Annotated in this window: 13 protein-coding genes; 5 read left to right on the forward strand and 8 right to left on the reverse strand. The window is 63.4% G+C overall.

What is annotated here, in order from left to right:
* Nucleotides 1-13: 13 nt before the first annotated feature.
* The 4 genes from ACTJLC_RS14525 to ugpQ all read right to left on the reverse strand — a co-directional run bounded on the left by ACTJLC_RS14525 (nt 14) and on the right by ugpQ (nt 3910).
* Nucleotides 14-805: an ABC transporter permease gene (locus tag ACTJLC_RS14525; protein WP_073429348.1), complete on the reverse strand. Its 792-nt coding sequence runs from the start codon at nt 803-805 to the stop codon at nt 14-16.
* Entirely contained in the window at nt 802-1740 is a 939-nt protein-coding gene (locus tag ACTJLC_RS14530; RefSeq protein WP_073429347.1) for an ABC transporter permease, read from the reverse strand. The genes ACTJLC_RS14525 and ACTJLC_RS14530 overlap by 4 nt, the downstream gene beginning before the upstream one ends.
* Before the next feature lie 170 nt (nt 1741-1910).
* Nucleotides 1911-3023, reverse strand: coding sequence for an ABC transporter substrate-binding protein (locus ACTJLC_RS14535; RefSeq protein ID WP_073429346.1), 1113 nt, complete (start codon nt 3021-3023; stop codon nt 1911-1913).
* 101 nt (nt 3024-3124) lie between these two features.
* Entirely contained in the window at nt 3125-3910 is a 786-nt protein-coding gene (ugpQ, locus tag ACTJLC_RS14540) for a glycerophosphodiester phosphodiesterase (RefSeq protein ID WP_440844314.1), read from the reverse strand.
* Nucleotides 3911-4126: 216 nt separating this feature from the next.
* Here ugpQ and ACTJLC_RS14545 point away from each other — a divergent pair, with 216 nt between their 5' ends.
* Nucleotides 4127-4897 (forward strand): DeoR/GlpR family DNA-binding transcription regulator, encoded by a 771-nt coding sequence (locus tag ACTJLC_RS14545; protein WP_073429344.1) that lies wholly within the window; start codon nt 4127-4129, stop codon nt 4895-4897.
* Between the two features lie 16 nt (nt 4898-4913).
* Here ACTJLC_RS14545 and ACTJLC_RS14550 read toward each other — a convergent pair whose 3' ends face one another.
* Nucleotides 4914-6581, reverse strand: coding sequence for a Na/Pi cotransporter family protein (locus ACTJLC_RS14550; RefSeq protein ID WP_440844317.1), 1668 nt, complete (start codon nt 6579-6581; stop codon nt 4914-4916).
* 234 nt (nt 6582-6815) lie between these two features.
* On the opposite strand from ACTJLC_RS14550, the gene ACTJLC_RS14555 reads away from it, so the two are divergent.
* The 3 genes from ACTJLC_RS14555 (at nt 6816) to ACTJLC_RS14565 (ending at nt 8291) form a co-directional block, all read left to right on the forward strand.
* Nucleotides 6816-7499 carry an HAD family hydrolase gene (locus ACTJLC_RS14555; protein WP_440844319.1) on the forward strand — a complete coding sequence of 228 codons (684 nt, stop codon included), beginning with the start codon at nt 6816-6818 and terminating at the stop codon, nt 7497-7499.
* Nucleotides 7500-7667: 168 nt separating this feature from the next.
* Nucleotides 7668-8099: a hypothetical protein gene (locus ACTJLC_RS14560; protein ID WP_440844321.1), complete on the forward strand. Its 432-nt coding sequence runs from the start codon at nt 7668-7670 to the stop codon at nt 8097-8099.
* 57 nt (nt 8100-8156) lie between these two features.
* Nucleotides 8157-8291, forward strand: a complete 135-nt coding sequence (locus ACTJLC_RS14565) for a hypothetical protein (protein WP_268801995.1) — start codon at nt 8157-8159, stop codon at nt 8289-8291.
* Nucleotides 8292-8410: 119 nt separating this feature from the next.
* Here ACTJLC_RS14565 and lipA read toward each other — a convergent pair whose 3' ends face one another.
* The 3 genes from lipA to ACTJLC_RS14580 form a co-directional block, all read right to left on the reverse strand.
* Nucleotides 8411-9415 carry a lipoyl synthase gene (lipA, locus tag ACTJLC_RS14570; RefSeq protein WP_073429341.1) on the reverse strand — a complete coding sequence of 335 codons (1005 nt, stop codon included), beginning with the start codon at nt 9413-9415 and terminating at the stop codon, nt 8411-8413.
* A gap of 13 nt (nt 9416-9428) precedes the next feature.
* Complete coding sequence (gene lipB, locus ACTJLC_RS14575) at nt 9429-10154, reverse strand: lipoyl(octanoyl) transferase LipB (protein ID WP_440844323.1); 726 nt, start codon at nt 10152-10154, stop codon at nt 9429-9431.
* A 137-nt stretch (nt 10155-10291) separates the two neighbouring features.
* Nucleotides 10292-10618: a DUF2917 domain-containing protein gene (locus tag ACTJLC_RS14580; protein ID WP_440844325.1), complete on the reverse strand. Its 327-nt coding sequence runs from the start codon at nt 10616-10618 to the stop codon at nt 10292-10294.
* Nucleotides 10619-10716: 98 nt separating this feature from the next.
* On the opposite strand from ACTJLC_RS14580, the gene ACTJLC_RS14585 reads away from it, so the two are divergent.
* Nucleotides 10717-11685, forward strand: a complete 969-nt coding sequence (locus ACTJLC_RS14585) for a transcriptional regulator GcvA (protein WP_440844327.1) — start codon at nt 10717-10719, stop codon at nt 11683-11685.
* Nucleotides 11686-11688: the final 3 nt, after the last annotated feature.

Genomic DNA, 11688 nt, shown 5'->3' on the forward strand with positions numbered 1-11688 from the left:
CTGCCTCAGTCCGTCAAGTTTTTTGGCCGCCGGTCGCGCGGGCCGAGCCGAATACCTGAATCAATCCCATCGACGCCCACGTGATCACGAACGCGATGATCGCAAGCGCCGACGGCTCATAAGCGCGGTTCGCGCCGATCAATTGCAGGTACGGACCGAACGCGGGCCGATCGAGCAGACTCGCCAGCGTGAACTCGCCGATCACCACCGCGAAGGTGAGAAACGCGCCGGAGAGAATCCCCGAGCGGATGTTCGGAAAGATCACCTTGAAGAGAATCGTCGGCCAGTTCGCGCCGAGACATTCGGCGGCCTCGGTCAGCGAACGCACGTCGACGGCGCGCAGGCCCGCGTCCACCGCGCGGTACATGTACGGCAGCGCGAGCGTCACGTAACCGAACACCAGCAGCAAATCCGTTGCGCGCTCGTTGCCGGTGAGCGGCAGGATCGAACTGCTGTTATAGATGCGCAGATAGCCGAACACGATCACGATCGCGGGCACCACCAGCGGCAGCAGCGTGATGAATTCGACGACCGGCCGCAGCTTCGGCAGCCGCAACTGCACCCAGTAGGCGGTCGGCACCACCAGCAGCACGCCGACGACGATCGTGAACACCGCCATCATGATCGAATAGCCGAACGAGGCCTGAAAGCGCGGATCGGCCAGCACGACGCGGTACGCCTCGAAGCTGTAGACGCCGCGCTTCATGCGCATGCTGAACTCGACCGTGGCGATCAACGGAATCAGGAAATACAGCGAACCGACGATCATCGCGGTCCACGCGCCCACCCGCGACTGGCTTTTCATCGGCGCCCCCTTTCAGCGCGCGAACGCAGCCAGATGTAGCCGCCGTTCGACAGGCCCGTCACCAGCACCATGCCGAGCGCGAGCGCGTAGCCGAGGTTCTGGTTATGCATCACGTCGCCGCGAATCTGCGCGTACAGCAGGATCGTGACGATGTTCAGCGAACTTCCCGTCAACGCATAGGCCGTGGCGACCGCGCCGAACGAGTTGGCGAACAGCAGCAATGTGGCGCCGAGCACGCTCGGCCACAGCACCGGCAACGCGACGTGGCGCCAGTATTGGTACGCGGTGCCGCCGAGGCAGTCGCACGCCTCGCGCCATTCGCGCTTCAGGCCGTCGAGCGCGGGCGTGACGATCAGCACCATCAATGGAATCTGGAAGTACAGGTAAGTCAGCGTCAGTCCGGTAAAGCTCAGAATGCTGAAGCCGGTCGAATAGAGATTGATGTCGAGGTACTTCTTCAGCAACACGGTGACGAGTCCGACGCGCCCCAATGTGCAGATGAAAGCGAACGCGAGCGGCACGCCGGCGAAGTTCGAAGCGACGCCGGAAAACGTCATCAGGGTCGGGCGAATCCAGCGCGGCAGCTTGCCTTGCACCGCCGCCCAGGCCAGCAGCGAACCGATCACCGCGCCGCCGAGCGACGACGCCGCGCTCACCTTGAAACTGATCAGATACGCGTTCATGACCGTGGGCTGAAGCAGGTCACGAAAGTTGGCGAGCGTGAAGTGGCCTTGCGAATCCTGGAACGCGCCGATCATCAGGAAGCCGGTCGGCAGAATCAGAAACAGCAGCGCGAAGGTGAAAAACGGCACCACGCCGATCCAGGCGAGCAACTGCGACGCGCGGCCCGGACCGTCGACGCGAGGCGTTGGGGTGGGCACGGGAGGAACCAGCAGTTCCGTTTGGACCGACCCGGCATCCGATGAAGCACTCATAGCTCACCCTTGGCAATCTGGCTAACGCCGGGGGGCGCCGCTCATTACGAGCGGCGCGCCGCCGGCCCGACTTCACGCTATGGTTTGAAGCTGCGGTACGTCCGCGGCCAGGTTCGTCGCTGCGCTCAGTTGATGCTCAGTTGGCGCTCAGTTGAGCGCTTACCTGACGCTCACTTGACGTTCGCGCCGACCGCTTCGTCCCAATGCTTGGTGATGGTTTCCTTGTACGCGTCCTGTTGCGACAGCGTCGGGAACACCACGTTCTTGTACGACGAAGGCGGCGGCAGCTTGTCGAGCAGCGCTTGCGGAACCTTCTTCGCCGCGACCATTTCGTTATAGCGCATCGGGTGGCAATAGCCGGCCAGCCAGCCGATCTGGCCTTCGTCCGAGTACAGGTATTCCATCCACAGCTTGGCCGCGTTCGGATGCGGCGCATACGCGCTGATCGCCTGGACGTACACGCCCGCGACCACGCCGGTTTTCGGAATCACCACCTGCACCTTCGGATTGCCCTTCAACGTATCGCGGTCGGCCAGCGCGTTGTAGTCCCAGCGCACGATGATCGGCGTCGTGCCCTGCGCGAGCGATGCGGCCTTGCCGATCACCGGCACGAAGTTGCCGCTCTTGTTCAGATCGGCGAAGTACTTGAGGCCGGCTTTATCGGCCTTGCTCACGTCGCCCTTGCTTTGCGACAGACCCGCCGCGAACACGGCCTGAATCGCCTGGTTGGCCGAGCGCGGATCGCCCGCGAGCGACACGGCGTTCTTGTAGTCCGCCTTGAGCAGATCGCTCCAGTCGGTGGGCGCCTTGTCGATCATGTCGGCGTTCACTTCAAACGACAGCACGCCGTAGTAGTCGCCGTACCAATAGCCGTCGGCGTCTTTCAGTTCCTTGGGAATCGAGTTCCACGACGAAACCTTGTACGGTTGCAGCAAACCTTCCGCCTTCGCCGTGGGACCGAACGACAAACCCACGTCGATCACGTCGGGCGCTTGCGGCCCCTTGTTGCCCTTGTTCGCCTTGATGGCTTCGACTTCGTCGCCGGAACCGGCGTCCGGATTCAGCTCGTTGATCTTGATGCCGTATTTCTTCTGAAAGCCGGCGACCAGTTGACCGTAGTTGCACCAGTCGTGCGGCAACGCGATCACGGTGAGCTGGCCTTCCTGCTTGGCGGCGGCGACCAGCGCGTCGAGCGGCGCGGCCGAGGCGCTGCTCACGCCGGCTGCGGCAACGCCCGCGACGGTCGACAGCGAAAGTATGCGAGCTAACGCGGTGCGGTTCATGGTTTTCCCCATCCTCTGCCGAAATTGCTACGTTTGGAAAATTTCTGGTTCGAGCATCAAGGCGGGCGGGTGTGATTCGCACTCGCCCGCCCGCGGCATGTTCACACCGAATTAGCCGGTGCGGAAAACATGTCGGGTTTCAGTCTATCGATACGATCGGTACAAATCATGTCAACGCCCCACTGCGCCAGCAGCAGGGCGCGCGCCGGTTCATTCACCGTGTAGGCGAGCACGCGCAAGCCGGCCGCGCGGATGTCCGCGACCAGCGGCTCGCTCAGATGCCGGTGGCTCGCGTGCAGCGACACGCAGTCCAGTTCACGCACGATGCGCAGCCAGTCCGCCGGCACCTCTTCGAACAGCATGCCGCGCCGCAATGAAGGCGCGGCGTCGCGCGCCGCGGCGAGCGCGTCGAATGAAAACGATGAAAGCAGCGGCGGCGTCTGTCCTTGCCACAATGTCAGCGCGCCGCTTGCAACCAGCCGACCGGTGATCTCGTCGCGGCCCGGACACGGCTTGATTTCGATGTTGGCGGCAATGCCGTCGCGCGCGCAACGCATGGCCGCGTCGGCCAGCGTCGGCAGACGCGTGCCCGCGAATTGCGGTCCGTACCAGGCGCCGGCGTCGAGCGCGGCGAGTTGCGCCCACGTGTAGTCGGCGGCGGCGCCATGACCGTTGGTGGTGCGTTCGAGGGTGTCGTCGTGCAGCAGGAAAAGCTGATTGTCCGCGGAAAGCTTGGCGTCGAATTCGACCATGCGGTAGCCGTGACGCACGCACGCGTCGAAACCGGCCAGCGTGTTCTCAGGCGCGAGGCTGCCGCCGCAACGATGCGCGACCAGTTGCGGATACGGCCAGTCTGCGGATACAGCGCGATCAATCCCGTTTCCCACGTCTCGTCACCTTCCATGCGGATAGTTCGAAATAGGCACGACGCTATGATTTGCGAAGGCTAAGTTGAAATACACAAACTTGCAAGCTGCCAAAAAAATACAACACAATCCGGCTAAAGTAGTACGCTTGACATCGCCCGGACACACATTCGTGTCCACGATGTCGTCCTTAGAAACAAAGTCGTGTAACGCGCGTTCGCATCCAGGGAAAAACGCATGTGGCAGGAAGACCGTCATCAGAGAATTCGAGCGTTGTTGTCGACGCTTCAACGCGTGTCGACCGAACGGATCATGGCGGACCTTGGCGTGTCACGCGAAACCGTGCGGCGCGATCTGCTCGATCTCGAAGCGCTCGGCGAACTGCGGCGCGTGCACGGCGGCGCAATCAGACCCGCCGACGAAGCGCCGATCGCCGAACGCGCTCACACGCGCGTCAAGTCCAAAACGGCGATTGCCAAGGCGGCCACCGGTTTGATCGCGAGCGGCCAGACGCTTTTCATCGACGCGGGCACGACCACCGCGGCGCTCGCCGAACAACTGGCGAAACTGGCGAATCTCACCGTTGTCACCAACTCGATCGACGTCGCGCTGAAAATGCGCGGCGCCGTGGAGCAAGCCGACGCGGCCAACGAAGTGATCCTGCTCGGCGGCTCGATCAGCGACCGCGCAATGGCGACCACCGGCGCCACTACCGTGCTCGACATCCAGCGCTATCGCGCGGACATGGCGCTGCTGTCGCCGGTCGGCGTCGACCACCGGCATGGCGCGACCAACTACGACCACGCCGAAACGGAAGTGGCGCGCGCGATGGTCGCCAACGCGGACCGCGTGATCATCCTCGCCGACTACAGCAAGATCGGCCAGCGCAGCCGCATTTCGTATTGCCCGATCGATCGGATCGACGTGCTCGTCACCAACAAAAAGGCGGCCGAGGCCGCCGACTTTGCATCGCTAAAAAAGAAGCTGGAAGAAATCGTGCTGGCCTAGGATCGGGCGCCCGCGCCTATTCCTTCACATGCATCGTATCGAGCACGCGTTTGCGCAAGCGCGTGTCGTGCAGCGCGCCGGCTGCGTCGAGCACCGGATAGGCGGTCGAACAGAACAACGAGTTGAGCCGCTTCATGTCGCTGATCAGGTCCAGATGCAACGCGCTGGTCTCGATGCTGCGCAGGCTCTGTCCCGCGAGACGATCGAGGTGCTTGTAGGAATACGCGCGCTCCAGGTCGCGAAAGCGCTCCTTCTCGGCCAACAGTCGCTCGGCGCAACGTAGATCGTTATTGAGGAACACGGAGAGGCCAAGTTGCAGATTGCTGACGAGCCGCGCCTGGAGGTCGTCCAGTTCGCCCAGCCCTTCCTCTGAAAACGAAAGGCGGTGCGCGATCTTCTTCTCCTCGATATCGCCGACGATCCGCTCGATGATGTCGCCCGCATGCTCCAGGTTGATCGTCAGCGAAATGATGTCGGTCCAGCGGCGGCTGTCGGCTTCGTCCAACTGCTCGCGCGAGATCAGCGTGAGGTACGTTTTGACCGCGGCGTAGAGTTCGTCGACGTCGTCGTCCATGCGGACGGTTTCGCGCGCTTTGTCCAGGTTGTTGTGGTGAATCAGCTCCGCCACGTTGTCGAGCATGGTCCGCACGATGTCGCCGATGCGCAGCGCCTCGCGCGAGGCATTCGCGAGCGCGAGCGTGGGCGTGGACAGCGCTGCCGTATCCAGGTGCAGCGGCCGCAGTTCGCCGTTCGGCAGCGGGCGGTCATGCAGCACGCGGGTGCAGATGCGCGCGACCGGGTCGATCAGCGACAGGCACGCGCAGCAACGCAGCGCGTTGTAGATCAGATGGAAGCCGACCGTGGCTTCGCGCGGATTCGCGATCAACACCGGCAAACCGCGCGCGAGCAGCGAGGTGAACGGCAGGATCAGCAGCGCACCGGCCAGCTTGAACGCGAAGCTACCCAACGCGAGCCGCCGCGCCGCCGAATTTTGCGCGACGGTACCCATGAGCGCGAGCACGCCGCTGCCGAGATTCGCGCCGATCACCAGACACAACGCGACCTTCAGCGAGATCACGCCGGACGAGGCGAGCGTCGCGGTGAGCAGAACCGCGGCGAGGCTCGAATAGGACAGCATGGCGAACGCCGCGCCGACGAGCGCATCGAGCATGGTGTCGCCGGTCAGCGCGCCGAACATCACGCGCACGCCGGCGCCTTGCGTCATCGGCTGGGCGGCCTCGACGATCAGATGCAGCGCCAGCAGAATCAGGCCGAGCCCGATCAGCGTGCGCCCGACCTGCCCCAGGCGCGTTTGCTTGCGCGACAGGAAGAGCGGCACGCCGAACAGAACCAGAATCGGCGACAGCCATGAAAGGTCGAGTGTGAGGACCCGCGCCATCAGCGCGGTGCCGACATCGGCGCCGAGCATGATCGCAAGGCCGCTGGTCAGCGGCACCAGACCTTGAGCCGCGAACGACGTGACGATCACCGCGGTGGCATTGCTGCTCTGTACCAGGCTCGTTACGCCGACGCCCGACAGAAAGGCGCGCCAGCGGCTGCTGGTGCTGCGGCCGAGCACGCTGCGCAGATCGGCGCCGAGCACCCGCAGGATGCCGGTACGCACGATGTGCGAGCCCCACACGAGGAGCGCCACACCGGCCAGGAGGTTAAGGAGTATCAACATAAGGCACTGCGCGTCCGTTCCTGCTGCCATGACCCGAACCGCATGCCGCGCGAACCGGCACCCGGGGCGTATGCAGTAGTGTTGCACAATTTTGCCTTATTGTAATTTTGTGCTTTTAAATATACGCTCGGTGGCACGCGGTGTACGAATGGCGTCGACCTTTGTGGACGCATGTTTCGTCGTTCATCGCTCCGCTACTTACTTCGTTCGCCCACTTGATCACGAGGACGCTGGATGAGCCGCAATCTTGCGCTGTTCGACCTGGACCACACGCTGCTGCCGCTCGACAGCGATCAGGCGTGGGCTCACTTCATTGCGGGCCTGGGCATAGAGGGCGCTGCGCGGCACGCGCAAGAGATCGACGAGTATTACCGGCAGTACGTGGCCGGCACGCTCGATATGACCGACTATCTGAACTACACGCTGGCGCCGCTCGCCCGCCACTCGCGCGAGCAACTCGACGCATGGCATGCGCAGTTCATGCAGGACGTGATCACGCCGGCGATTCTGCCGGCCGCGCGCGAACTCGTGCAACGCCATATCGAGGCGGGCGATTTGTGCTGCATCGTTACCGCCACCAATGTGTTCATCACACAGCCGATCGGCAAGGCGCTGGGCTTCGAGCATCTGCTCGGGATCGAACTCGACACGGAACACGGCGATCCGCTCGCGCGCTTTACCGGAAGCTCAGTGGGCGTGCCGACTTTTCGCGAAGGCAAAATCACGCGCACCGAGAGCTGGCTGGCGTCGCTCGGCCATTGCTTGCAGGATTTTCCGCAGAGCTATTTCTATAGCGACTCGATCAACGACGTGCCCTTGATGGAGCGCGTCACGCACCCGGTCGCGACGAATCCCGACGCGCGGCTGCGAGCGATTGCGGCAGAACGCGGCTGGCCGGTGATCGAGCTGTTTGCTTGAATCGACAGGCGTCGCCTCGACGGTGTTAACCGCGGCTCCAGCGCCTGGATGCCGCGACTGAGCAACCTGCAACGGGCACTGCATGGGTTCTCGCGAATGATGACGCGTCGATATCCAGTTGCGCAAGCTGGCCGTTCGGCAGATTGACCGCGTGCGGCACGCAGCGCGATGATCTTCGCGTTGCCATTCTTCGCATCCGCCATGGTCTTCGTATTCAGTTGTTTGAGCTGGCTGTTCTTCAATGTCGGCGTGCCGGTGTTTGGGCCGATTGCACTGCTGCCCCTGTTGAGTTTATCGCGCGTTTTTCGGCGGGCGTCGCAGGGCATTGCGATAAAAGCCATCAAAGACGGACAGCTTCTCTGGGTCGTCATTTCGATGTGCGCGAGTGCTTGTTATGAGATTGGCTCTGCGCTAGGCGACGCACGAACCGACGGCTCGCTGGCGTCGATCCTCGTATCGTTCGCTGCGGCTGACGCGGTGTATCACCCCGCGCGAAACGACAGCGAAGAACCGTGCGACCGAAGGCTGATGTGGTTTTCGCTATTCATGACCGCAGCCGTCGCCGCCTCTTTCTCCGCATCTCATTATTCGCTAGCCTAACCAACACCAAGGCGATTGCACTATACTTTTTCACCGAGCCTAACAGGGAGAGCCAACATGCCGAATCTGATCGATCACCTCATCGAGAATCGCGCGCTGCGCAATCGCTTTATCGACCTCATGTACCCGTTCACGTTAATTGGTGCAACGCTGGCTTCGATCTCAATGCTGCTCGCGCGCTACTATCGGTAGTCCGCTCGCATGTTCCGTGAGCGCATGATTCCAGCGCTCACAGTTCGCTTGCCAAAAAGAACAAAGCCCGCAACATGTGCGGGCTTTGCTTTTTTTCAAACCGACCGTAATCAACCCGCTCAGACCACGCCTGCTCCGTGCGCCTGCAAGTCGGCGTGGTAGCTCGATCGAACCATCGCGCCCACGGCGGCATGCGTGAAGCCCATCTTGTACGCTTCTTCCTCGTACATCTTGAACGTGTCGGGATGCACATACGAGCGCACCGGCAAATGGTGTTCCGACGGTTGCAAATACTGGCCGATCGTCAGCATGTCCACGTCGTGCTCGCGCAGGTCGCGCATCACTTGCAGGATTTCTTCCTCGGTTTCGCCGAGGCCGACCATCAGGCCGGACTTGGTGGCGACGTCCGGATGCAGCGCCTTGAAGTCCTTCAGCAGCTTCAGCGAATGTGCGTAATCCGAACCCGGACGCGCTTCCTTGTACAGACGCGGCACCGTTTCGAGGTTGTGGTTCATCACATCGGGCGGTGCGGCGTTCAGAATGCCGAGCGCGCGATCCAGGCGGCCGCGGAAGTCCGGCGTCAGAATTTCGATGCGCGTTTCCGGCGACAGCTCGCGCGTCTGCCGAATGCACTCCACGAAGTGAGCCGCGCCGCCGTCGCGCAAATCGTCGCGATCGACGCTGGTGATCACCACGTATTTCAGCTTCAGCGCGGCGATGGTGCGCGCGAGGTTGCCCGGCTCCTCGGTGTCCAGCGGATCGGGGCGGCCGTGGCCGACGTCGCAGAACGGGCAGCGGCGCGTGCACTTGTCGCCCATGATCATGAAGGTCGCGGTGCCCTTGCCGAAGCATTCGCCGATGTTCGGGCAGCTTGCTTCTTCACACACCGTGTGCAGATTGTGCTCGCGCAGAATCTGCTTGATTTCGTAGAAGCGCGAATTGCCGGTCGCCGCCTTGACGCGGATCCAATCCGGTTTCTTCAATTTTTCGATCGGGACGATCTTGATCGGAATGCGGGCGGTTTTGGCTTGCGCCTTCTGCTTCGCGGTGGCGTCGTAGGCGGCGGAAGCCGGCACGGCTTCGGCGGCGGGAGAAGTTGCGAGGTTCGCGGTAACGTCAGTCATTCGTTCGGTCCAGTCAGGCGGTGATCGCACCGGCCTGCGGTTGGGCGACGGCCGCGGGACTGCCGTCGAGGTTTGCGGTGAGGCGTGCTGCAAGGGTGCGGGCCACGTCGTCCCAGCCGGCGGCAACGCCGAGCGTCGCCATATCGACTGTTTCGAGCCCCGCGTAGCCGCATGGGTTGATGGCCAGAAACGGCCGCAAGTCCATGTTCACATTGAGGCTCACGCCGTGATAGCTGCAGCCGTTGCGGATTTTCAGACCCAGCGCGGCGATCTTCGCGCCGGCGTGCAAGCCGGCTTGCGGATGAGGCGCCACGTAGATGCCGGGGGCGCCCGCCTTGCGTTCTCCGGCGAGATTATACGCCGCGAGGGTGTCGATCACGGCCTGCTCGATCCGCGTGACCAGTTCCCGAACCATCAGTTTGCGGCGGCGCAAATCGAGCAGCAGGTAGGCCACCACCTGACCGGGCCCGTGATACGTGATCTGACCGCCCCGGTCCGCCTTGACGAGCGGAATGCCGCTATCGGCCGCCAGCAGATGCGACGGATCGCCGGCCTGGCCCAAGGTGAAGACGGGAGGATGTTCGACCAGCCAGATTTCGTCGGGAGTGTCGGCCGTGCGCGCGTCGGTGAATGCGCGCATGGCTTCGAAACTGGCTTCGTAAGGTTCGCTGCCGCGCCAGCGCAGCGTGAGCGGCGCCGCGGCGGACAATGGAGACGGGGAAACCGGGGTGGCGCACATGGTGGCGCTAGTTTACCGAAAACCGGCGATCCCCGCCGGGCGCGGCGCCGCCGCCGAGGCGAACGCCGGAAGCGCGGCATGCGCCGGACATGCGCGGCGAGCCGCGCGCCGCGGCCTGCCAGTGAGCGATTCCCCGCTCAAACCGTCCGCCAGCCGCCGCGCATGCGCGCCGCCAGCCGTTCGCCAACCCGGGCGAACCAGTTCAACGCGCGTTCGTCGCAGCGCGTCGGCACGGAAAACATCACCTTCGCCTGCGCGCTGTCCTCGGCGCTCAGCCAGAGCCGCTCGCCGCGCCGAAGCCGTAGCGTGTGGCCGGGTTGCAGCCAATAGTCTTCCGTGTCGTCGCTGCGTGTCACCCACACCGCGCCGCCGTGCACGACGAGCCTGGTGCTGCGCGCCACCTTCATCGGAACCGTTTCGCCACGGCGGATTTCAAACGCAATGCTAGAGGAAATTTCTCGCATGATGCCCTCGCCAAAAATCGTTTCATGGCTACAATCGTAGGCGTAGCAAGGGTTGACGCAAAACGATCTATTTTCACCTCTATGTGAGAAAAATTTCGATGGATCTCCGGCAATTACCCGCCCTGAACGCAGTCAAGGCATTCGAGGCCGCCGCCCGCCATGAGAGCTTCTCGCGCGCCGCCGACGAACTGTTCGTCACCCACGGCGCCGTCAGCCATCAGATTCGTGCGCTCGAGGCCGAACTGGGCGTCTCGCTGTTCGCCCGCGACGGCAAACGCGTGCGGCTCACCGAAACCGGCCGGCGCTACGCCGCACAGGTGCGCTCGGCGCTCATGGCGCTCGCCGACGCCACCCGCGAAATCCGCGCGGGCGACCGTGAGCGGCGGCTGGTCGTGTCGATGCTGACTTCGTTCGCGGCGCGCTGGGTGACGCCGCGCATCGGCAGCTTTATTGAAGCGCATCCGCAGTGGGATCTCGAACTGCTGTCCACCAACGCGCTAACCGACTTCGCGCGCGACGACGTCGACGTGGCGATCCGTTTCGGCTTCGGCAAATATTCGGGGCTGCATTCGGAGCTTCTGCTGGAGGAGATTTTCTTTCCGGCGTGCGCGCCGACCTTCAACGGCGGCAAGCTACCGCAAACGCCGACCGATCTGGCCAAGGTACCGCTGCTGCGCTCCGACGACGAATTGTGGCGTCCGTGGTTCGACGCCGCCGGCCTCACCGACTGGCCGGAGCCGAAACGCGGCGTGCTGTATCAGGATTCGTCGAATCTTTTGCAAGCGGCCATCGACGGCCAGGGGGTCGCGCTCACGCGCCGTTCGCTGGCGATGCACGAGATCGCCGCGGGGCGCCTCGTGCGGCTATTCGATGTGGATGGGCCGAGCCCGTGGCAGTACTACTTCATCTGCCCGCCGCAGATGCTCGAAACCGCGCGGGTCAAGGCATTCCGCGACTGGGTGTTCGACGAGGTGGGCCGCTTCAAGCAGCTTTTCGAGCGGGCTTGCGAGGCGCGGCCCGCGGCAGACACCGAGCAGACGGCGGACGCCTTGCGCGCCGCGCCGTGACGC

Origin of the sequence: Paraburkholderia sp. 22099 (assembly GCF_052045835.1) — a bacterium.
GTDB classification, from domain to species: Bacteria; Pseudomonadota; Gammaproteobacteria; order Burkholderiales; family Burkholderiaceae; genus Paraburkholderia; species Paraburkholderia terricola.